Origin of the sequence: Sporomusa sp. KB1 (assembly GCF_007830295.1) — a bacterium.
Lineage (GTDB): Bacteria > Bacillota > Negativicutes > Sporomusales > Sporomusaceae > Sporomusa.
Genome location: NZ_VLKC01000002.1, coordinates 2985788 through 3007832 on the forward strand (window position 1 = coordinate 2985788; position 22045 = coordinate 3007832).

The 22045-nt window shown below is 49.0% G+C and carries 17 protein-coding genes and 1 pseudogene; 13 read left to right on the forward strand and 5 right to left on the reverse strand.

Annotated features, from left to right (window positions below):
• Positions 1-12 precede the first annotated feature (12 nt).
• The 5 genes from SALPA_RS17495 to SALPA_RS17515 form a co-directional block, all read right to left on the reverse strand.
• The gene (locus SALPA_RS17495; RefSeq protein WP_145096841.1) at positions 13-1200 is read right to left on the reverse strand and encodes a YadA-like family protein; all 1188 of its coding nucleotides are present in this window, start codon (positions 1198-1200) and stop codon (positions 13-15) included.
• A gap of 72 nt (positions 1201-1272) precedes the next feature.
• Positions 1273-2430: a YadA-like family protein gene (locus tag SALPA_RS32450; protein WP_145096844.1), complete on the reverse strand. Its 1158-nt coding sequence runs from the start codon at positions 2428-2430 to the stop codon at positions 1273-1275.
• Between the two features lie 79 nt (positions 2431-2509).
• Positions 2510-4723: a TonB-dependent receptor gene (locus SALPA_RS17505; protein WP_145096847.1), complete on the reverse strand. Its 2214-nt coding sequence runs from the start codon at positions 4721-4723 to the stop codon at positions 2510-2512.
• Positions 4724-5261: 538 nt separating this feature from the next.
• A complete protein-coding gene (locus SALPA_RS17510; RefSeq protein WP_145096850.1) occupies positions 5262-6176 on the reverse strand; it encodes a hypothetical protein in 915 nt (304 codons plus the stop codon).
• 22 nt (positions 6177-6198) lie between these two features.
• On the reverse strand, positions 6199-7158 hold the full coding sequence (locus tag SALPA_RS17515) for a glycosyltransferase (RefSeq protein ID WP_145096853.1): 960 nt from the start codon (positions 7156-7158) through the stop codon (positions 6199-6201).
• 348 nt (positions 7159-7506) lie between these two features.
• Here SALPA_RS17515 and SALPA_RS17520 point away from each other — a divergent pair, with 348 nt between their 5' ends.
• The 13 genes and pseudogenes from SALPA_RS17520 (at position 7507) to SALPA_RS17580 (ending at position 22004) form a co-directional block, all read left to right on the forward strand.
• Positions 7507-7710 carry a TOBE domain-containing protein gene (locus SALPA_RS17520; RefSeq protein ID WP_145096856.1) on the forward strand — a complete coding sequence of 68 codons (204 nt, stop codon included), beginning with the start codon at positions 7507-7509 and terminating at the stop codon, positions 7708-7710.
• A 228-nt stretch (positions 7711-7938) separates the two neighbouring features.
• A complete protein-coding gene (locus SALPA_RS17525) occupies positions 7939-8157 on the forward strand; it encodes a hypothetical protein (RefSeq protein ID WP_145096859.1) in 219 nt (72 codons plus the stop codon).
• Positions 8158-8344: 187 nt separating this feature from the next.
• Positions 8345-10399, forward strand: a complete 2055-nt coding sequence (locus SALPA_RS17530) for a tetratricopeptide repeat protein (protein ID WP_145096862.1) — start codon at positions 8345-8347, stop codon at positions 10397-10399.
• On the forward strand, positions 10396-11940 hold the full coding sequence (locus SALPA_RS17535) for a tetratricopeptide repeat protein (RefSeq protein ID WP_145096865.1): 1545 nt from the start codon (positions 10396-10398) through the stop codon (positions 11938-11940). The genes SALPA_RS17530 and SALPA_RS17535 overlap by 4 nt, the downstream gene beginning before the upstream one ends.
• Before the next feature lie 4 nt (positions 11941-11944).
• Positions 11945-12826: a glycosyltransferase family 9 protein gene (locus SALPA_RS17540; RefSeq protein ID WP_145096868.1), complete on the forward strand. Its 882-nt coding sequence runs from the start codon at positions 11945-11947 to the stop codon at positions 12824-12826.
• A 45-nt stretch (positions 12827-12871) separates the two neighbouring features.
• The gene (locus SALPA_RS17545; protein WP_186451112.1) at positions 12872-14671 is read left to right on the forward strand and encodes a tetratricopeptide repeat protein; all 1800 of its coding nucleotides are present in this window, start codon (positions 12872-12874) and stop codon (positions 14669-14671) included.
• Positions 14668-16269 (forward strand): tetratricopeptide repeat protein, encoded by a 1602-nt coding sequence (locus SALPA_RS17550; RefSeq protein WP_145096874.1) that lies wholly within the window; start codon positions 14668-14670, stop codon positions 16267-16269. The genes SALPA_RS17545 and SALPA_RS17550 overlap by 4 nt, the downstream gene beginning before the upstream one ends.
• Positions 16266-17846 (forward strand): tetratricopeptide repeat protein, encoded by a 1581-nt coding sequence (locus SALPA_RS17555; protein ID WP_145096877.1) that lies wholly within the window; start codon positions 16266-16268, stop codon positions 17844-17846. The genes SALPA_RS17550 and SALPA_RS17555 overlap by 4 nt, the downstream gene beginning before the upstream one ends.
• Positions 17847-18388: 542 nt before the next feature.
• Positions 18389-18433, forward strand: a pseudogene (locus SALPA_RS33285) (hypothetical protein); the annotation flags it as partial.
• Between the two features lie 176 nt (positions 18434-18609).
• The gene (locus tag SALPA_RS17565; protein ID WP_145096880.1) at positions 18610-19737 is read left to right on the forward strand and encodes an RNA-guided endonuclease TnpB family protein; all 1128 of its coding nucleotides are present in this window, start codon (positions 18610-18612) and stop codon (positions 19735-19737) included.
• Positions 19738-20202: 465 nt separating this feature from the next.
• Positions 20203-20940: an energy transducer TonB gene (locus tag SALPA_RS17570; RefSeq protein ID WP_145096883.1), complete on the forward strand. Its 738-nt coding sequence runs from the start codon at positions 20203-20205 to the stop codon at positions 20938-20940.
• Between the two features lie 39 nt (positions 20941-20979).
• A complete protein-coding gene (locus tag SALPA_RS17575; protein ID WP_186451113.1) occupies positions 20980-21570 on the forward strand; it encodes a MotA/TolQ/ExbB proton channel family protein in 591 nt (196 codons plus the stop codon).
• A gap of 5 nt (positions 21571-21575) precedes the next feature.
• The gene (locus tag SALPA_RS17580) at positions 21576-22004 is read left to right on the forward strand and encodes a biopolymer transporter ExbD (protein ID WP_186451114.1); all 429 of its coding nucleotides are present in this window, start codon (positions 21576-21578) and stop codon (positions 22002-22004) included.
• Positions 22005-22045 lie beyond the last annotated feature (41 nt).

A 22045-nucleotide genomic window follows, 5' to 3' on the forward strand; every position in this document is an offset into this window, starting at 1 on the left:
ACGCTTGCCGGCTTATTTGCTGTTCTTAGCCTTCAACAGCTGTTGAAGCTGCTCTTGCAGTTGTTTAATTTGCTCTTGCTGTTGGTCTTGCTGCTTTTGGGTTTGATCCTGCTGTTGTTTAACCTGGTCTTGCAGCTGCAGGATTGTTACTTGCAGAGCCGTAACACTGCTGTTATCCTCAGCGGCTGCCGCTGCTGTTTTGCCGGAATACTTCAGTTTCCAGGCAACTCCCAGCCGTCCCATTTTTTCGCTGCCGCAGGTGGCCATACCAAGATTCAGCATCAACGATTCGCTGGGATAGTAACTCGCCCCTAAGGCTACTGCGCGCTTATTGTGGTAACCGCCGCTGCTGGCGAGCAGTTGGAGGGGCGCTTTGGGGTCATAAGGCATTGGCGTTAGGCCGCTGATTGCCGCCGCCAGGGCGCCCACCTTATTGAGCCGCTGGTCAACTCGCTCCAATTGCCGCACATTTACCGCGTCGGTGTCCTCGGTACCGTCGGCGACATTGGTGATCTGCCGTTCATTTCCAGCCGAACCGACCGATACGGTGTTGGCCCGGGTAGCCTGGGAACCGTATCCCAGAGCAACACTGTTGGTGCCAGAGGCAGCAGCTCCCGCCCCAATGGCTGTGCTGTAATCAACACTAGCATTAGCCATATTTCCGAAAGCGCTGCTGCTAACGCCGCTGGCGCTCGAAGCGTAGCCCATGGTAGTACTGTTAGTCCCGGTGGCAGTAGCACTTTGCCCGACAGCAATACTCCCGTCTCCTGTGGCTGAGGCAGATAGCCCTATAGCAATAGAACCAGCGCCGGAGGCAGAGGAATTGCCGCCAATTGCGATAGCTTGACTACCACTGGCCGTGGCGCTATAGCCGATAGCCACAGATTCACTACCACTGGCAGTAGCGGTATAGCCTAGTGCAGTAGCCCCGTCAGCGGCGCTAGCCTTATAACCGATAGCTACCGCAGAAGCGCCGGCTGTGGCCGAAGAACCGACAGCGGTTGATTCTTTAGATCCGGTGCTGGCATTCTCGCCTACGGTTGTGTTGCCTACGTCTGTGGCTGTGCTGCTGTCGTAGCCGTTACTTGTGGCGCCGTCTCCGGCGATGTAATCACTGGCAGAAACCGGGACTGCGGCAGACGAAATTACGAGAAAAGTCAAAGTAATCACCATTGATTTTAAATAGTCACCCTTGTTCATCAAACATTGCCTCCTGTTGTTATTTTTTATTACAACCAGTCCGCTTTACCGAAATTAGTGAAAGCTATATTTTCAACTCGGATTTGCTTGCGTATTCAGCAGTCGTTTAATTTGGTCTTGCAGTTGTTTGATCTGGTCTTGCTGTTGGTCTTGCTGCTTTTGGTTTTGGTTTTGCTGTTGTTTAAGTTGGGCCTGCAGTTGGCGGGCTGTTGCCTGCAGCGCTGTTACCGTGGTGTCACCGCCTGTGGCAGCCGTTGCTTTTTTACTGGCACGTCCCCATTTCCATTCCAGTCCCAGCTGTCCCATTTTTTCACTGGCGCAGAAGGCCATGCCTAATTTCAACAGGAACTTTTCGTGGGCATAAAAACCCACCCCAACGGCTGCCGCCCAGCGGCCATTGTAGTTGCCGCCGCCGGCGAGCAGTTGGAGGGGCGCTTTGGGGTCATGCGGCATCGGCCTCAGGCCGCTGATTGCCGCTGACATGGCGCCCACCTTGTCGAGCTTTTGGCCGAATTGATTCAGTTGCCGCACAGTTATTACATCAGTGCTTTCAATACCGTCAGCGACATTGGTAAGCTGACGTTCATTTCCGGACGAACCGACCGATACGGTGTTGGTCCGGTCAGCAACAGATCCTGCGCCCAGCGCCACGCTGTTGGTGGCGTTGGCACTAGCTCCGGTTCCGATGGCCGTGCTTTGCGTAGCAGTAGCTGCAGCGCCGTACCCGTAAGCGGTGCTTCTATACGCAGCTTGCGCCCCGGTGCCAGCGACAGCGCTGAGACTCCCAGTGGTCTCGGCATCTTTCCCAAGCAAAGTAGTATCCGACCAGACTGTGTTGGTGCCCGCTCCTATAGTAACACTTTCGCTCCCGGAAGTGGAAGCTGATGCGCCAATTGTGACATCCTTATAGGTGGTGGAGGAATTATTACCGATAGCTACATCAAAATTACCCAAGGCAGCAGCGGAAGAGCCCAACGCTGTTGTAGTACTTTCGCTGTTAGCCTTATAGCCTACAGCCGCAGCCCATACAGCGCTGGTTGTCGAAGTACCAATAGCGGTTCCCTGCCAAAGGCTAGTGCTGGCATTCTCGCCAATGGCGGTGTTATCCCACAACCCGGAACTGGCATTGTCGCCTGCTGCGTAACTGGCGGAAACCGGGACGGCGGCAGACGAAGCTAAAAGAAAAACAAAAGTAATAACCGCTGATTTTAGATAGTTAATCTTTCTCATCAATCATTGCTCCTTATTGTTATTTTTACTGCAACCGGCCCCCTTTGTGGATTATTTACAGCTAGATGCTTAAAACCGGTCAAAATTTCAACGTTTGGCCGACCTCTATATACCGGCCGGGGGCCAGCAGGTAAGCTCCCTGGTAAAACTTCTTATCAAGCAGATTGGTGGCTTTGATATAGTACTCTCTGTTGGCGATCTCTTTGCTGACTTTCATATCCACCGTACGGTGCGCCGGTACTGTCCAGGTTGTTGCCGTTCTAAAGTCGCCGCTGCCATTGCCGTTGCCGGTGGAGTATACCGAGTAGTAGGAGCCAAGATAATTCAGTGACAAATAGGCATTAAGACCGTTTTTGCCGGTATAGATAAAGCCAAAGGAATATTTGCGATAAGGAATATCAGAAACCTGGCGCCAGGCAGCAGGGTCCCAGGCATTGGTGTAGGAATAACTAAGGAATCCTTTGACCTGTTTGCCGATGGGGTAGCTGCCTTCGATCTCAAAGCCATGCATTTGGACGTAGGGGATGTTGTAATAGAGTAGATCGCCTTGGTTACCGGCATCATCCAGATTTTCCTGTCCTTTGATCATATTGGTAATGTTTTTTCTGAAATAAGTACAGTCCAGCTTCAGGCCGAAAGGAAAGGTGTGTGTCAGTCCAATCTCCCGGTTAATGGCTTCTTCCGGCAATAGATGGTCACTGGTAGTTGTTTGATGCCAAGTTCCGTCAGGCCATAGATACCATTCTTCTGATAAAATTCTATCCCAAGGATAGTAGTAAGGATAAGGTTCGCCGGTAATCGGGTTTGCATCCAGCCAATACTGAGTGCCAAACGCACCATAAACTCCGCCGGGGTGCAGAGCTTCGGTGACATTGGGATAACGGTAGGTTTCACTGAAAGAGCCATGCAACGTTGTTCGATTAGTCATCGCATAGCTAAAACTGGCTTCCGGCTTAGTGGGGCTGTCTTTATCTGAAAAATACTGCTTCTCTGCATCGCCATAGTGATGAGTGTCTCCATTAGCGTTTAGTTGCTCGTGTCTGATCCCAAAACTGACTGCCAGTTTTGGGCCAAGATTGAGGTTATCCTGCAAATAAAGGCTTCGGTTGGTATACCTGTAAGTGGAAGTGGCATTTGACTGGGTATAGGTCTTGTTACCCTGACTATCTGTTGTAGTAGTAACTACTTCATTAGTCCATTCCTTATGGGACCTTGATTCATGGTTAAAGCCCCAGATAATGGTGTTATCCTGGCCGGTTTTGATCGTATCTTGTAATTCCAGGCCGTCTACCCAGCCGTCCGATTTCTCGTAAATCCAGGTACTGTGCGCAGTTTCCCAATTCCCATATGTGCCGTACCCTTTGAGAATAGAATATTCATTAGTGCGGTACAATTTCAGGCTCAGATTGTTGTTATCACTAAGCTTCCGATCATAGATCGCGGCGAGATACTTGCTTCGCCACGGCATATACTCAAAGTCGTGTCCATTTCTAAAAAGACCTGACTGCGTTGGACCAGTTGAATTTTTTATGGCAATAATCTCGCCGGTTTCCGGGTCAATACGGTTGGGGATTTGATTGCGCTTGACCGTATACGAACTCAAGATCGTCAGGGAAGAAAAACGGTTTAAATCAAAGTCGAACTTGGCGTTATAATGGTTTTCGTCACCCTGGGAGTGAGCGGTGTAGCCATCAGTGCGCTCTCGCTTGACATTCAATAAATAACTGAGACTGCCAATCCTGCCGGAAGTAGAGGCAGCCAGGCTCTGATCCCGGTGACTGCCGGTAGTAACAGTCACCGACGAACCGCTTGTGCTGCTGGCTTTCTTGGTGGTGATAAGGATGACCCCACCGGGCGCGTTTATGCCGTACATAACCGGTGCCGCCCCTTTGATCACCTCGATTTTCTCAATATTTTCCGCCGCAATGGTACTCAAATCCACCTTGCCGTCGACCACCGAACTGAGCGGCACGCCATCGACAAAGACCCGCGTGTTTTCGGCGTCACTGCCGCGGAACATGGCAAGGGCTTTGCCTTGCGCACTATTGCTGCTTACCGTCACCCCTGGCACATCCTTCAAAGCCTCAGCCGCGTTGCGCGCTCCCTGGGCTTGGATCTGCTCCGCGTTAATCACGGTGACCTTTGCTGGCGGCAGTTCCTTGATTTTGTCGGCGGTTACGACTACCTCTTCCACATCCACATCGCCGGTGGCCTCTTCGGCGCTGGCTGTCGGCATAAACCCGGAATATACCAGCAGGCAGCTCGCGATAACTGCAAGCTTGCTTTTATTCATTAGCTCCTCTCCCTTTTGCGTGGCAGGGCTGGCAGCAGGAGGTGATCCTTCTGCCGGTCCTGACTCACTCGCTTATTTTCCGCATTGCTTTTGGTGTCACCATTGTCCTGCTCTGGCTTGTCCGGACGGAAGACTGTCCTTCCATCAACCGGACGGGATCGGCAGGGCTCAATAACAAACCTCCTTTCACTGGGATTTATCACCTTCCAGTTTCGGATTGTGAATAAGTTAGGATACTTCTCGACTATATCATTGGTAAATATTAAGAGTATTGGTAAATGATAATATCATTGGAAATAGATTAATTATTAGGGTTAATTTGGTATATATCACATTAAAATACAATATAATACATAACTTAACAGTAGTCAACGATTTTCTACGTTTAGTTCTGTTTAATTCTGTTAATTCTGTTTATTTTATAATAGACCTCGAATTTTTCTATAAAAATCTTTGTTATCAATAAAAAGAAACAACAGGGGCATACTGCGCCGCTTTAGCGGCAGTATGCTCCTGTTGTTTAGAATCGCCTTCCTATTCACTTCACGATAGGCACTTGGGGGTATTCAATAGATTCTTTAAGGTTTTCCCTAAAACACAGATAAGGATATTTTTCTATTATCGCTTGGATATTGTGGGGAAGCGTCTGATCAATCGTAATAAAATCAAATTCAAAGGCTCTTCCTGTACGACCGTACAGATCCACTCCATTGCTGATGCAATGTTTGATGTGATCAGCCGAATAGGCATTGGCGGTTGATTCGACAATTGAATTTAATTTTTCCAGAATTCTTTCGATGCCGCCTAAATAAGAGAAATGCCAGCCGCCGTTGCTAATCCGGGGGAAAACATTGCGGTAGTTTCTAAACAGCTGCGGTACGGCAAGATATTTCGCTTTGGTTATTGTCGTGCCATGCCATTTCTCCTTGCATTGGCAATTGACAAAATAGTAGTATAAGGTTTGCTCTAAGGCGAGCGGCGTTATATCCAATAACCCCGTGCCGTACTGGGTAAGCAAGCTTTCAGGAACTGTTATGAGCTGTTCGATGTTTTGCCGGCAATCATCAGTACATAGTTCTACACTACTGTTATTATCGGTCAGTAATTTTATGGCGGCAGGAGCGGGGATTTCATCGATATCAGATATCAATATCAGATCTTCCGGACTGCTGCTTGTTAACCCCCGGGTAATGCAATTACGCTGGTAGTTTTCCAGTTCCCACTCATTACTAGGGCAATCCGGCATGTCCTCTACTTTGACATAAATGATTTTATCAAGATAGTCTTGCAACAATGCGGTATTTTTTTCAAAAGTAAAAGCTTTTTTGTTATTCTTATGGGTTTTATTGGCTTCCACCACCACAAAATAATCAACAACATCGTGTAATAAATTAAGACGCAGTTCCAGTAATTCAATCTCGTTAAAATAAGTAAAACAATCGTAAATTTTCATTAGTACCACCTCCTAGAATCCATCAGTCATCAATAAATACTTTTTTGAATTTAGCCATAACCGCCGCAGGGCTATACTGCTGTGAATAGGCATCCCAATTTTTTTGCGGCTCTTTAGTAAAATTACTTAGTATGTTCTCCAATTGTTCATAGTCGGCGTAATAGAGTCCTTTACTTCCCAGAATATCGATATGACAACGTTCCCGGATGAAATCGGCATTGCAGGTTATGACAGGTTTATTGAAAATGGAAAACTCGCCGCAAGTCAAGCCAAAACTTTCGCCCTGACAGCGGGCATGTAACATAGCATCACAGGTTTTAATGAATTTTGCCTTGTAATCCAGTTCGGCCGCACCTTCCAGAAAGATGATGTTGTTCAGTTTGCTGCCAAAGTTTTCCGTGTTCATAAACAGAAAGTAGATGTCCGGATTTTTCGCGGCAACTGTGCCTACCAAATCCTTGACAAAAGGAATGTCAAACGTCTCCCAGCCGCCGTAACGGCCAAACACAGTTGCGTTTTCAGGAATATTCAATTCCTGGCGCAAATTCCCGGCAACATCCGGCAAATGGACAATGTGCGGCACATAAGGAATTGCACCGCCGGTTATTGTCTGGCTTAACCATTCCGATATATAGGCATATACCTCGCCATGCGGATCATAGTGTATAAATACGGCGTGGACGCAGTTTTTGATTCCTGGCAACAATAGACCGTCATTTTCCCCTGACTTCAGGGCATAAAAAATGTCTGCTTTTTCGTCCTTAGCCAACTGTTGTAGCTGCGGCAGTGTATCATAATAAAACACCTGGAATCGCTGCTGGAATTTCTCCACTACCAGCGGATGATGCGGGTGCGGCCCCGCGCGTTTGACGGCAATAATGGATTCATTATGCAACAGTTCCTCATTATAGTGGGCGTAATCAAACAGCGCAACCTCTGTACCGCGCAACGACAATTGATTTGTATGGAATAAGATTTTCATAAGTTCCTCCTTCAGATATATTGATAGTTATAAACCTTCCTTGATTAAAGATGGTTTAAACCGGCAAATATACTTTCATAACGATTTATCTTTACAGTTGGCGAGTTTAAACTTTAAGGGCAACAGTGTGTGAAACAATAACTAAAGTCCATGTTAAAGCAGCCGTTATAGTTATAATGGAAGTGTTAGCAACCATACTATGTGGAGGAAGCAAGTTCGTTTTTCCGGTAGCAACAATTGCAAGCGTTCTTTGCAAAACCCCATTGAAAAAATAGCATGCCGGGAATGTTAGTGGGTGTAAGGAGCTCTTACGGTGTAAGATTCCATAGGAAAGGAGGGAATACCCTAATGACAACTACCGCAAGAAATAATTTCCTAGCAACGGTTTCAAGTGTAGTCCAAGATGCTACTGTGACTAAAGTCAATCTCCTCACAACTACCACTCCGTCAGCCTGGACAGCACTGATTACACGTACGTCTGCTGACAAATTCTCGATTGGTCAAACTGTTTATGGCATGGCCAATCCTGTTGATATCTGGTTATCTAAATAAGTAAAGGTTTCATATAAAACCGGCATCTGCATTCCTGCGGATGCCGGTTTTATAACTGTATCAGAATTTACATTCGGGGTAGTGCTAACAGCCGATTTACCTGCGGTTTAGTCAAAAAAGTAATAAATTAATAGTAATCCGGTTTAAAAAAAGGAATGTATTGAATATCAATTAGTGTAAGCAGCTCCTTACATTGATAAAAAGTAAATCAGAAGGGAGGGTCACATAATGACTTATAGTATACCAACGGGAAATCTGCTCAAAGGAGTAATTTCTACTATTACCAAGGACACCGTTACCGGTGAAGTAATCTACACTCCAGCCGATTTTGCAGTAGGTACTTCATTACAAGCGATTATTCCGTACACAACCGCTTTTGCCACCGGCGACACCGTTACTTGCATGGTTAAAGCAACCGCAACGTCGCTGCTTAGTTATCCTATTTAATCAACGCCCCTGTTTTACAGTTAGCGCAATAAGGTTAGTGATGAAAACCGGCAGTTCCGCAGTTATGCGGCTGCCGGCTTTTATTATGTGTAAGCATACACTAAAAACGGGTTGAAAAAGGCATGATTCATGAATGTATTTTGTAAACTTACTATTTATATAAACTGCAGAAAGCAGGTGGAACAGCATGCGGGAAAACCAAGCCGCAATGTGGCGGCAACCGTCCTGGCAAGCGCAAAATCTCGCACAGGCTCGAGAATTGTACCAAGCGGCAATAACCTATATTAATTGCGGCCAGGACGCTGAAGCCATCCGCTGTCTCAGGGAAGCAATAGCTATCTGGCCAAAGGATGTGAACGTGTATTGCCTGCTGGGAAATGTCCTTAACAGACAGGGGCGGTCAGCAGACGCTATTCACTGCTATCAACAGGGCTTGGCCATTTGCCCTGACAGTGCCGCAACCTGGTATAACCTGGGGACCGCCTTGCTCGCAGTGCCAAGGCTGTCTGAAGCCGTCCGGGCGTTACGGCAGGCCATTGCGCTCCAGCCGGATTTTGCCGGCGCCTATATTAATCTGGGCTATGCCTTGGAAGAACAGGGCCTGTCCGAAGAGGCCCTGCAATGCTACCAACAGGGATTGGCAAGCTGCCCTGACAGTGCTGATTTATGGTACAACCTGGGAGCGGCCTTGCTCGCAGTGCCAAGACTGTCTGAGGCCATTGTAGCGTTGCGGCAGGCCATCGCGCTTCAGCCGGATTTTCTTTATGCCTATATTTGCCTGGGAAATGCCCTGAAAGAACAGGATCTGCCGGAGGAAGCCATTCGCTGCTACCAACAGGGGCTGGCGATTTATCCTGGTAATGCTGAATTGTGGTACAACCTGGGGACCGACCTGCTCGCAGAGGCAAGACTGCCTGAGGCCGTCCAGGCGCTGCAACAGGCCATCGCGCTCCAACCGGATTTTGACGATGCCTATACAAATCTGGGAAATGCCCTTGAAGAACAGGGCCTGTCCCAGGGCGCCGTTCGCTGCTACCAACAAGGGTTGGCTGTTTGTTCTGATAATGTCCAACTATGGTATAACCTGGGGACCCTTTTTACCGAACTGCAAAGACTGCCTGAGGCCGTCAAAGCGTTGCAACAGGCTGTCGCACTCCAACCGGATTTTGCTGATGCTTATGCTAATCTGGGAAACGCACTACAATCCCAGGGAAAGCCTGAAGACGCCATCGCCGCTTATGACCGTGCTATCGCGCTGAAGACTGATAAGCTGGAACTATATTGCGACCGCTCTCTGGCTATCCTGCTCAGCGGCGATCTGGCCCGCGGCTTTGCTGAATTCAGGTGGCGCACAAAGGTTGACCGGTACCGTCATGCTTATGAATGGTGGGATGACCAGCCGCAATGGCGCGGCGAAAATTTTACCGGCAAACGCCTGCTGGTTTATGATGAACAAGGCTTCGGCGATGTCCTGCAATTTTGCCGGTACCTGCCGCTGGTCAAAGCCCGGGGCGGCAGCGTGCAATTCTCGACCAAGCAGCCGCTGCTGCACCTGTTTGCAAATTTTCCCGGAATTGATGAACTTGTAGAACATACTGCCGCCGCCATTGCCCGGACCCAGTTTGACCTGGTTGTGCCCCTGCTGAGTCTGCCCCATATTTTGGGCACAACACTACGCACTATTCCGGCGAGCGTTCCCTATCTGACAGTCGAACATAGCTGTGTAGCGGCATGGAAGAACAAAGTGAATGGTCGGGAATCAGACCTGCGGGTAGGATTAGTATGGGCCGGCAATCCGGGAAACATCCCCGGGCGTATCCGCACCTGCGGCCTCAAAGCGATGTCTATGTTAGCAGACATACCTGGCGTGACTTACTACAGTTTGCAAACAGGCGAGGCGGCCAGCGAGGCCAATACGCCGCCGCCCGGGATGTGCCTCATTGACCTGACAGACGATATTGCCGATTTTGCCGATACCGCTGCGCTGATTATGAACCTCGACCTTGTACTATCAGTCGATACCGCCGCCGCCCATTTAGCGGGCGCACTGAGCAAGCCTGTCTGGACGCTGCTGCCGTCGGCCGGCGACTGGCGGTGGTTATTGGCCAGGAACGACACTCCCTGGTATCCGACCATGCGTCTGTTCCGCCAGAGTGCTCCTGGCGACTGGAGCGGTGTCATGACGGCAGTCGCTCAGGAGTTAAGAACACTGGCGGCAGCGAAAGCTGGTGTAACAGCATGAGCGAAAACCAAGCCGGAATGCAGCAACAACTGCCCGTACAAGCCGACCTGGATCAGGCCGATGCTCAAACACATTACAAATTAGGCTGCACCTTGCAGGAGCAAGGCCGGTTAACAGATGCTCTCACTAGCTTCTGCTACGCCTTAGCTCTTAACCCCGATTATAGTCAGGCGTTGTGCAACTTAGGTGTTATTCTGCACAAGCTGGGGCGGTCTGGTGAAGCGATACAATGTTTTCAGAAGGCACTGGCGTTGGAGCCTGATTCTGCGAACTCTGCCAAAGCCATTTTATGGTATAACCTGGGGAGCATCCTGCTTGAAGTGCCAAGACTGCCTGAGGCTGTCGCAGCGCTGCGGCAAGCCATTACGCTTCAGCCGGATTTGGCCGAGGCCTATACGCATTTGGGAAATGGTCTGCTCATGCTACAAAGACCGTCTGAGGCCGTGGCAGTGCTGCAACAGGCCATCGCGCTTAAGCCAGATTTTGCCGGCGCCTATAATAATCTGGGAAATGCACTGCAGGCCCAGGGAAAGGCAGCGGACGCCATTGCCGCCTATAATCGTGCTAGCGCGCTGAATCCTGCTGATCCAGATGTATATAATAACCGCGCGCAGGCTATCCTGCTCAGCGGCAATCTGGCCCGCGGCTTTGCTGAATATGAATGGCGGACAAAACTTAACTGGCTGCGTCATTTTTATGAATGGTTTGAGGACAAACCGCGCTGGCAGGGGGAAAATTTTGCCGGCAAACGTCTGCTGGTTTATGATGAGCAAGGCTGTGGGGACGCCATCCAGTTTAGCCGCTACCTGCCGCTGGTCAAAGCCCGGGGCGGTATTGTGCAATTTTCCACCAAACAGCCATTATTGCGCTTATTTGCTAAGTTCATCGGAATTGATGAACTGGTAGAACATAATGAAGCAGCCATTGTCCGGACAGAATCTGACCTGACTGTGCCTTTAATGAGTCTGCCTCACATTTTTGGCACAACACTGCCTACCATCCCGGCGAACATTCCCTATCTAGCTGCCGACCAGAACTGCGTGGCTGCATGGAGCGCTAAAATGAACAGTCCGGCAGCAAACTTGCGGGTAGGCTTAGTCTGGGCCGGTAATCCGGCAAACATTTCCGGGCAAATCCGCACCTGCGGCCTGCAAGCGATGTCGCCGCTGGCCTGCATACCTGGCGTGACTTTCTACAGTCTGCAAAAAGGCGAGGCGGGCCAAGAGGCACATACGCCTCCGTCCGGCATGCGCCTCATTGACCTGACGGACGCTATTGACGATTTTGCCGATAGCGCCGCGCTGATTATGAACCTCGACCTTGTTATATCGGTCGATACCGCCGTAGCCCATCTGGCAGGCGCACTGGGCAAGCCTGTCTGGACGCTGCTGCCTGCGGCTGGTGAATGGCGGTGGTTATTGGATAGAAGCGATACTCCCTGGTATCCGACCATGCGCCTGTTCCGTCAGAGAGCTCCGGGCGATTGGGGCGGCGTAATGACAACGGTAACTCAGGAGTTAAGAAAGTGGAAAGAGATGTGAGATTATGAGTGAAAACCAATCTGAAGCCCTGCGGCAACTTTCGCGGGAAAAAATGCGCTGGCATGGTGAGAATTTTTCCGGCAAGCGCCTGCTGGTTCAGTGTGAACAAGGTTTGAGAGACAGCCTGCAGTTTTGTCGTTATTTGCCGCTGGTCAAAGCCCGGGGCGGTATTGTGCAGCTCTCGGTCCAGCAGCCATTGCTGCGCTTATTCGCTAATTTACCCGGAGTTGATGAACTGATTGAACATACTGCGGCAACATTTGCCCAGGCGCAATTTGACCTAACGGTGCCAATGATGAATCTGCCCTATATTTTGGGGACAACATTACACACTATTCCGGCGAGTGTTCCGTATCTAACTGTTGAACAGCGCAGCATTGACATCTGGCATAACAAGATTAATTGTTCCGCCTCACACCTCCGGGTAGGATTAGCCTGGGGCGGAAATCAGGTAACCATTCTCGGACAAAGCCGCACCTGCGGCCTCAACGCGATGGTTCCGCTGGCGCGGATACCTAGTGTGACTTTTTATGGTTTGCAAAAAGACGCGACAACCAACGCGGCCAACACACCGCCGCCTGGGATGCGGCTCGTTGACTTGACAGCGGAGATTGCTGATTTTGCCGATACCGCCGCGCTGATTATGAATCTTGACCTTGTTATCGCAGTCGATACCGCCGCCGCCCATTTGGCAGGCGCGCTGGGCAAGCCGGTCTGGACGCTGTTAGCGGCAGTCGGTGAATGGCGATGGTTATTAACCGGAAACGACACCCCGTGGTATCCGACTATGCGTCTGTTTCGCCAGACCAATCCGGGCGATTGGAGCGGCGTAATGGCAGCAGTTGAGCAGGAGCTAAGAGCACTGTTGTCAGCAACAGCAAAATAAGTAAGGGAATTACCCTATCCTATGCCTGGAAGGCAGGTGAACAGTATGAATGAAAGCCCAGCAGAAGCGCAGCAACAGCTGTTGCTGGGAAATGTCCATAAAAAGCAGGGGCTGTTAGAGGACGCCATGCAATGCTATCAGGCAGGAGTAACGCTTTGCTCCGGTAGTGCCGAGCTATGGTTTGCCCTGGGAACCACCCTGCTTGAATTGTCAAGACTGCCTGAGGCCGTTGCAGCCTTGCAACAAGCGATTGCGCTCCAACCGGATTCTGCCGGCGTATATATGAATCTAGGCAATGCCTTTAATGAACAGGGCTGCACTGAGGACGCCATTCAATGCTTTCAAAGAGGGTTAACTATCTGTCCTGGCAGTGCCGCTTTATGGTTTAACCTTGGGATTGCCTTTAGCTCATCGTCAAGACTGTCTGAGGCTATGGCAGCCTTCCAGCAGGCCATCACGCTTCAACCTGATTTTCCGAATGCCTATCTTTGTCTGGGCAGTGTCCTGAAAGAGCAGGGGCTATCTGAGGCTGCCGTGCAATGTTATCAAAAAGGGTTAACTGTTTGCCCTGGCGATGCCCAATTATGGCATAACCTGGGAACAACTCTGCTCGAACTGCGAAGACTTTCTGAGGCCGTGGCAGCATTGCAACAGGCCATCGCACTTAAGCCTGATTTGGCCGCAGCTTATAACAATTTGGGCAATGCCTTGCTCAAATTGCAAAGACTGTCTGAGGCTGTCCCGATGTTACAACAGGCCATCGCGCTTAAACCGGATTATACGGATGCCTATATTAATTTGGGTTTTGCACTACAGTTTCAAGGAGAGATTGAAGAGGCCATTGATTTTTATAACCATGCTGTAACGCTAAATCCTACAAATCCGGAAGTATACAATAACCGCGCTCAGGCTATCCTGCTAAGCGGTAACCTGGTCCGCGGCTTTGCTGAATATGAGTATCGTACTAAACTTAACCGGTGCCGCCATTCTTATGAATGGTTTACTAACAAACCACGCTGGCAGGGTGAAATTTTTGCCGGCAAACGCCTGCTGGTTTATGATGAACAAGGCTGCGGGGACGTTATCCAGTTTAGCCGCTACCTGCCGCTAGTCAAAGCCCGGGGCGGGTTTGTCCAATTTTCAACCCCAAAGCCGCTATTGCGCCTGTTTACTAATTTTCCCGGAGTTGATGAACTAATCGAACATACTGCGGCAGCAATTGTCCGAACACAATTTGACCTAGCGGTGCCTCTGCTAAGTTTGCCCCACATTTTCGCCACAACATTACGCACTATCCCGGCGGGCGTTCCTTATCTGACTGCCGATTCGCACTCAATTGTTGTATGGCATCGTAAAATGAATTGTTCCGGAACAAACTTGCGAATAGGATTAGTCTGGGGCAGTAATCCGGCATACGCCTTTGCACATATCCGCGACTGCGGCCTCAAAGCGATGTCACCACTGGCCGGCATACCTGGCGTGACTTTCTACAGTTTGCAAAAAGGTGAAGCGGCCCAACAGGCTAATACGCCGCCGGCCAGTATGCAGCTCATTAACCTGACAGACGATATTGCCGATTTTGCTGATACCGCCGCCCTGATTATGAATCTTGATCTTGTTGTATCAGTCGATACAGCCGTAGTCCATTTGGCAGGCGCGCTGGGCAAGCCGGTCTGGACGCTGCTGCCGTCAGCCTGTGATTGGCGGTGGTTATTGCTCAGAAACGACACCCCCTGGTATCCGACCATGCGCCTGTTCCGCCAGAGCACTCCGGGCAACTGGGGCAGCGTAATGACAGCAGTCGCCCGGGAGTTAAGCGCGTGGCAGGCAGGGGGAACAGTATGAGCGAAAACCAATCTGAAGCGCTGCGACAACTATCGCAAGGAAAGACCCTTACAGGGCAAGGGCTGCCGGAGGACGCTGTTCAATACTACCAAGAAGCAGTAGTGCTTTGTCCTGACAATGCCGATTTATGGTACCAATTGGGAACTACCCTGCTTGCATTGCAAAAGCTGTCTGAGGCCGCTCAAGCATTGCAACAGGCAATTGCGCTTAAACCGGATTTTGCCAAGGCCTATAATAATCTGGGCGGCGCTCTCAAAAAACAGGGTCTGTACGAGGACGCCATTCAATGGTACGAAAAGGGGTTGGCGCTTTGCCCTGAACGTGCCCAATTGTGGTATAATCTGGGAACTACTCTGCTCGCAGTGCCAAGACTGTCCGAGGCTGCCCGGGCGCTGCAACAGGCTATTACGCTCCAACCGGATTTGGCCAGGGCTTATACTAATCTGGGAAATGTTCTGCTTAAAATGCGAAAACTGTCTGAGGCCGTCAAAGTACTGCAACAGGCAATTGAACTCCAACCGGATTGTGCTGAGGCTTATAATAATTTGGGTTTTGCACTTCAGTCCCAGGGAAAGGTTGCAGACGCCATCGCTGCTTTTGACCGCGCTATTGCGCTGAATCCTACAGATCCGGAGGTATATAATAACCGTGCCCAGGCTATCCTGCTCAGCGGCAATCTGGCCTGCGGCTTTGCTGAATATGAATGGCGTACTAAAGTCAACCGGTACCGACGTTTTTATGAAGGGTTTGATAGCCGACCACGCTGGGGTGGTGAAAATTTTGCCGGCAAGTGCCTGCTGGTTTATGATGAGCAAGGCTTCGGGGACGCTATCCAATTTTGCCGGTACCTGCCGTTGGTCAAAGCCCGGGGTGGCAGCGTGCAATTCTCGATAAAACAGCCGCTGCTCCGCCTGTTTGCTAACTTTTACGGAATTGATGAACTAATCGAACAAACGGCGGCAGCAATTTCCCGGACACAATTTGACCTTACAGTGCCTCTGATGAGTCTGCCCCATATTTTCGACACAACCTTACACACTATTCCGGCAAGCGTTCCTTATCTGACTGTTGATCAGCACTCTATTGCTGCCTGGCGCAGCAAAATGAATTGCTCCGGCACAAACCTCCGGATAGGATTAGCCTGGGCCGGTAATCCGGAAAACATCCCCGGACAAATCCGCACCTGCGGCCTCAAGGCGATGTCTCCCCTGGCCGGAATACCAGGCACGACTTTCTACAGCTTGCAAAAAGGGGAGGCGGCCAAGGAGGCCAATACACCGCCACCTGGTATGCACCTCATTGACCTGACAGACGATATTGCTGACTTTGTCGATACTGCTGCATTGATTATGAACCTCGACCTGGTTGTGTCTGTCGATACAGCCGTAGCCCATTTGGCAGGCGCGCTGGGCAAGCCGGTCTGGACGCTGCTGCCGTCAGATGGTGAATGGCGGTGGTTATTGGACAGAAGCGATACTCCCTGGTATCCGACCATGCGCCTGTTCCGTCAGAGTACCCCGGGCGACTGGAACGGCGTAATGACAGCGGTAGCTCAGGAGGTAAGGATGCTGGCAGTGAAAGCAGGTGAAACATCATGAATGAAAACCAATCCAAAGCGCAGCAACAGCTGCTGTTGGGAAATGTCCGTAAAGAGCAGGGGATGCTGGAGGCTGCCATTCAATGCTACCAGGAAGGGTTAATTCTTTGCCCCGGTAATGCCGAATTATGGTTTAACTTAGCGAGCACTTTTCTCGCTTTGCGAAGACTGTCTGAAGCCGTTGAAGCCTTTCAACAGGTACTCATGCTCAGACCCGATATAGTCGGCGCCTATAACAATCTGGGCGGCGCCCTTATCGAGTTGTCAAGACTGCCTGAGGCCATTGAGGTGCTGCAACAGGCAATTGCGCTTCAACCAAATTTTGCCGAGGCCTATTCTAATCTGGGAAATGCCCTGCTCAAATTGCACAAGCCGCTTGAGGCCGCAGCAGTGTTGCAGCAGGCCATCACGTTAAAACCGGATTTTGCCGAGGCTTATATTAGTCTGGGAAATGCTCTTCTCAAATTACAGCGACCGTCTGAGGCCGTTGAAGTGTTGCAACAGGCAATCGCTTTCCAACCGGATTTGTTCGGTGCCTATATTAATCTTGGCAATGCGCTGCAGTCCCAGGGGAAGGCTGAAGACGCTATCTTTGCTTATAACCGTGCTATAACGCTGAAGCCTGCAGATCCGAGGGGATATAATAACCGCGCTCAGGCTATCTTGCTCAGCGGCGACCTGGCCCGTGGCTTTGCTGAATATGAATGGCGCACTAAAGTCAACCGGTACCGGCATTTTTATGAAGGGTTTGATAGTCGGCCGCGCTGGGATGGTGAAAATTTTGCCGGCAAGCGTTTGCTGGTTTATGATGAACAAGGCTTTGGCGACACCCTGCAATTTTGCCGTTACCTGCCGCTGGTCAAAGCCAGGGGCGGTATTGTGCAATTCTCGACCAAACAGCCGCTGCTCCGACTGTTTACTAACTTACCCGGAATTGATGAACTAATCGAACAAAGTGGGGCAGCAATTGCTAAGACACAATTTGACCTAACTGTGCCCCTGCTAAGTCTGCCCCATATTTTCGGCACAACCTTACAGACTATTCCGGCGGGCATTCCTTATCTGACTGTCGGTCAGCACTCTATTGCTGCCTGGCGCAGCAAAATGAATTGCTCCGGCACAAACCTCCGGGTAGGATTATCCTGGGCCGGTGATCCGGCAAACATCCCCGGACAAAGCCGCACCTGCGGCCTCAAGGCGATGTCTCCTTTGACCGGAATACCGGGCACGACTTTCTACAGCTTGCAAACAGGCGCGGCGGCCAAGGAGGCCAATACACCGCCACCAGGTATGCAGCTCATTGACTTGACAGCCGATATTGCCGATTTTGCCGATACTGCCGCATTGATTATGAACCTTGACCTGGTTGTATCTGTCGATACGGCTGTAGCCCATTTAGCAGGCGGGCTGGGTAAGCCGGTCTGGACGCTGCTGCCGTCAGATGGTGAATGGCGGTGGTTATTAGCCAGAAGCGATACTCCCTGGTATCCGACTATGCGCCTGTTCCGCCAGAGCACTCCGGGCGACTGGAACGTTGTAATGACAGTGGTTGCTCAGGAATTAAGGCTGCTATCATAGCATGAAAACTATTATCAGTAAGGTTAGTGGTATAAAACAGATGAATGCAAGCAACCATGAAGCCGCCTTCAGCCCATGATTGAAATCAGTGGGCTGAAGGCGGCTTTGCTGCTATAGTAGAAATTTTTTTAAAACTTACCAAAACGTGGCAGGAATTTTGTTATTGATGTAGAATCCTGTAAAAAAATACCTAATAAAACAAATACAAGCAATACTAACCTGGGGTATATTTACGGTTTAGTATATTTTAGTTTGTTTTAATTTATTTTTTATGAAGCATTATCTTAGTGCACGAGTCAAGACTCTCGCCTGTATAGGCGGCGTTAGTTCAGGTGGAGTAGACTTCCACCTGAACTCCTTATGTTTCAGCTTTGCTGAACCGAGTTCACTGCGTATCACGTGATGCACTCCTCCACCTAAGAGGCGAGGGCTAATAACAGTTAACGAATGTTTATAAGAAATATTACTCAATCGGTGAATTTGCGGAATTAATTAGCGTAACCCAATAAACCCTTAGAAATTGGGATAAGGTTGGTAAACTAAAACCCAGTCATAGAGGAAAAAGTGGGTACAGGTATTACTCCTAACAACAACTCCAATATTATTTAGGGTTTAAAGGCGAAACTCCAGCCATAAGAAAAGTTGTAGGATATTGCAGAGTATCGAGTAATAAACAAAAAGGATGACCTTGAGCGTCAAGTAGAAAGGTTACAAGGCAGGAGAGCTAATAAAGCCAAGAAGATGATAAAGGAGTTACTGGAGAATGATAACGGCACTGAAAGTTAGGCTTGAACCTAATAATAAGCAAATGTCTAAATTATTTCAGAGTGCTGGCACAGCCCGATGGGCATATAATTGGACACTTGCAAAGCAAGAAGAAAATTATAAAAACGGCGGTAAGTTTATAAACGACAGGGAGTTAAGAAAAGAATTAACTATTTTAAAACAGACAAGAGAATTAAATTGGCTTAATACCTATAGCAACAATATAACAAAACAAGCTATAAAAGATGCCTGTGATGCGTATTATAAGTATTTTAAAGGATTAGCTGAAAAACCCAAGTTTAAAAGAAGAAAGAAAAGCCAGCCAAAATTCTATCAAGATACAGACAAGATAAAATTTAAAAATGGCAAGGTGCGACTTGAAAAGATAGGTTGGATTAAGCTCTCTGAGAAAAACAGGATACCTGAGAATGCTAAATATACTAATCCAAGAGTAACATTTGATGGTGTACACTGGTACGTATCGGTAGGTATCGAAATACAATCTGAGTCTGTTGACTTGACGGGTGAAAGTATTGGGATTGACGTTGGTATTAAGTATTTAGCGGTTTGCTCCCAAATTGAGAAGCCATATAAAAACATCAATAAAAGTAAGAAAATTAAAAGACTGGAAAAGAAATTGCGCAGGTTGCAGCGCAAAGTATCAAATAAATATGATAAAAACAAGAAAGGAGAGCGTTACGTTAAAACAGGCAACATTATAAAGCTTGAAAATAACATTAGAAAGTTGCATAAACGTCTTGATAATATCAGAACCAACTACAGGCATGAAGTAACTACCGAAATAGCGAAAACCAAGCCAGCGAGGATAGTTATGGAAAGTCTGAATATCAGTGGAATGATGAAAAATAAGCATTTATCCAAAGCTATACAGCAACAAGGACTCTACGAATTTGGCAGGTTTATTCAGTATAAAGCAGAGCGACAGGGTACTGAATTTATAGAAGCCGACAAATGGTATCCATCATCAAAGACCTGTTCAGTATGTGGGCATGTAAAAGCCAAACTGTCACTTTCTGAAAGGGAATTTCGATGTGAGTGCTGTGGTGCTGTAATAGACCGAGATAAGAACGCAAGTATTAATTTATCAAGATATGAAGTATCATAAGACACTTAACGTATTATGGTGCTGTGTACCGTGAGTTACACGGGAATTTAAGCCTCGGGAGCATCATATCAAACGATAGTAGGTACGCCGAGGTCGGATGCGATGAATGAGGAAGTAAACATAAACTTTTATAATGTTTTTATGGGGTTTTATAAGTTTTGCGTAACGGCTTCTTGTTCGTAGTGACGACTAATGCTGATATAATCACCAAGCTATCCTTTGTTGGACCAATGGTTCATATGTAAATTAGGCTATACCTACTATTCGGTAGCCCTCATTGTGGATAGTGAGTGCAGCATTGCATATTAGACTGACGGTGGGGTGATAGAGCATGAGAGCGAGAGCAGCGTGTGACAAATGTCAAAGTCGGACCTAACTAGTGAACTCGTTCACTAAAGCTGAACATCAGATCTTCAATGAATTGAGTAAATTCTATCAGCTGAAATCAAAGAAAGGAGGTTAGACATGTATTGCGTTACCGAGTACCACCCCTATTTTAAAACAACTGGAATTTCTCTGTTTCTGCATGGTGCCCTGCTTGTTGCCCTGCTTGTGTTAAGACCATTTGCCGCCGAGCCACCGCCGGTCATAACCGCAGTTGAGATTGTGTCAGTTATCGAACCAGAAGTGCCAGAGCCAGCGGCTGCTGTCAGCGAAGCGTCTCCCCCGCCGGCACCACCGGCAATGGCGCAGCCCATTCCCCAGACTCCGGCCCCTGCCCAACCCCTGCCCCCTACGGTGCCGGATGAATGGAAGAGTACAACCCCAACCGCACAACCTGTTTTTGCCGGAGCAACGGCTGCTGCAAGTGAACCAAGCGCTTTTGCCTTTGCGGCCACCGGAATACCTGGAGGAAGCGGCACGGTGGCGACGGCAACCGGCAGCGGGACCCAAGTGGGGTCAAAGGGGAATGGTAGTGGAGAACGAACGCGCGGTTCCCTTACTTACGCCCCGAAACCACGTTACCCGCAGGCCGCCAGGCGCGATGGCTGGGAAGGTAATGTACTGCTGCATGTCCAGGTTGAAACAGATGGATCAGTTACCGTGCTTTCGGTACTTGAGGGCGGTCGCTCTGATATCGAGGAATCTGCCGTGGAAACAGTAAATAACTGGCGGTATTCACCTGCCCGTGACGAGAATGGCGAACCGATAGTTGTTTATAAAGACATACGCATCAAATTTAATCTCAAGGATGTGGAATAAGCAAACCATACCAATCAATTTTACGAAAGGATGATAGTAATGTCTGAACTTCTCAAAGGAGGCTGGATGATGCTGCCCTTGGCGCTGTGCTCCATCATTGCAGTCGCCATCATCATCGAACGTTATTTCTTCTTTAAACGCATGGGAAAGGCAGCTATAGCCGAAGAGGTGCTTGAGCTGGTTAATTACGGGCGCATTGACGATGCCCTGAGCCTAACAAAAAATTCATCATTGCCACTGGCAAAGGTGATGGCAGCCGGTATAACTCACCAGCTTGATGCCGCCAAAGCTATGGAATCGGCTGGAATTACCGAGTGCTCTGTTATGAAACGAGGTTTATCGGTACTTGATACCATTGTTACACTCTCTCCCCTGCTTGGCCTCCTGGGCACCATAATCGGCATGATCAACTCGTTCCAGATTATGGCCTTGGTCGGTACGGGACAACCCCATGCTGTTACCGGCGGAGTTGCTGAAGCGCTTATCGCCACCGCAACCGGTATAACTGTGGCAGTAATCGCTCTAATACCTTATAACTACTTTGTAGCCCGCATCGAGCGGGAAACCGAGGTAATTGAACACTATGCAACCCGGCTTGAAATGGCGCTGACCACGCAATCGCAGGAGTGATGACAATGAAAATAGCACGAAAACCAATGAAGAAGGCTCGCATCGAGATTATCCCGATGATCGACACGATGTTTTTCCTGTTAGTGTTTTTTATGCTGGCTACCCTCTCAATGACAAACCAATCCGGCCTGCCGGTAAATCTCCCCCAGGCCAACGGTGTACAAGATGAAACAAAGCAGGTAGTGACGCTGACACTAACCCAGGATGGAAATATCTTTTATGATAAGCAACAAATCAACTCGCCAGCCGAAGCCGTGTCGCGTCTTACTCAACAAAACAAACGCGATCTGCTGCCGGCGGTAATAATTAATGCCGACCGCGGTGTTGAACATGGTCGCGTGGTTGAACTACTGGACGCCGTCCGTCAAAGCGGCATAATAAAGGTTGCCATAGCGGTAAAACCATCAGGTGATAGTACGGTAAACCACATGTGATTTGCAGGCTAGCGATAACGAAAAACCATATAAAGCGGGGC

Excerpts from the sequence above, each read along its gene's own strand:
- SALPA_RS17495 (WP_145096841.1), bottom strand. The coding sequence starts at position 1,200 with ATGAACAAGGGTGACTATTTAAAATCAATGGTGATTACTTTGACTTTT.
- SALPA_RS32450 (WP_145096844.1), bottom strand. The coding sequence starts at position 2,430 with ATGAGAAAGATTAACTATCTAAAATCAGCGGTTATTACTTTTGTTTTT.
- SALPA_RS17505 (WP_145096847.1), bottom strand. The coding sequence starts at position 4,723 with ATGAATAAAAGCAAGCTTGCAGTTATCGCGAGCTGCCTGCTGGTATAT.
- SALPA_RS17510 (WP_145096850.1), bottom strand. The coding sequence starts at position 6,176 with ATGAAAATTTACGATTGTTTTACTTATTTTAACGAGATTGAATTACTG.
- SALPA_RS17515 (WP_145096853.1), bottom strand. The coding sequence starts at position 7,158 with ATGAAAATCTTATTCCATACAAATCAATTGTCGTTGCGCGGTACAGAG.
- SALPA_RS17520 (WP_145096856.1), top strand. The coding sequence starts at position 7,507 with ATGACAACTACCGCAAGAAATAATTTCCTAGCAACGGTTTCAAGTGTA.
- SALPA_RS17525 (WP_145096859.1), top strand. The coding sequence starts at position 7,939 with ATGACTTATAGTATACCAACGGGAAATCTGCTCAAAGGAGTAATTTCT.
- SALPA_RS17530 (WP_145096862.1), top strand. The coding sequence starts at position 8,345 with ATGCGGGAAAACCAAGCCGCAATGTGGCGGCAACCGTCCTGGCAAGCG.
- SALPA_RS17535 (WP_145096865.1), top strand. The coding sequence starts at position 10,396 with ATGAGCGAAAACCAAGCCGGAATGCAGCAACAACTGCCCGTACAAGCC.
- SALPA_RS17540 (WP_145096868.1), top strand. The coding sequence starts at position 11,945 with ATGAGTGAAAACCAATCTGAAGCCCTGCGGCAACTTTCGCGGGAAAAA.
- SALPA_RS17545 (WP_186451112.1), top strand. The coding sequence starts at position 12,872 with ATGAATGAAAGCCCAGCAGAAGCGCAGCAACAGCTGTTGCTGGGAAAT.
- SALPA_RS17550 (WP_145096874.1), top strand. The coding sequence starts at position 14,668 with ATGAGCGAAAACCAATCTGAAGCGCTGCGACAACTATCGCAAGGAAAG.
- SALPA_RS17555 (WP_145096877.1), top strand. The coding sequence starts at position 16,266 with ATGAATGAAAACCAATCCAAAGCGCAGCAACAGCTGCTGTTGGGAAAT.
- SALPA_RS17565 (WP_145096880.1), top strand. The coding sequence starts at position 18,610 with ATGATAACGGCACTGAAAGTTAGGCTTGAACCTAATAATAAGCAAATG.
- SALPA_RS17570 (WP_145096883.1), top strand. The coding sequence starts at position 20,203 with ATGTATTGCGTTACCGAGTACCACCCCTATTTTAAAACAACTGGAATT.
- SALPA_RS17575 (WP_186451113.1), top strand. The coding sequence starts at position 20,980 with ATGTCTGAACTTCTCAAAGGAGGCTGGATGATGCTGCCCTTGGCGCTG.
- SALPA_RS17580 (WP_186451114.1), top strand. The coding sequence starts at position 21,576 with ATGAAAATAGCACGAAAACCAATGAAGAAGGCTCGCATCGAGATTATC.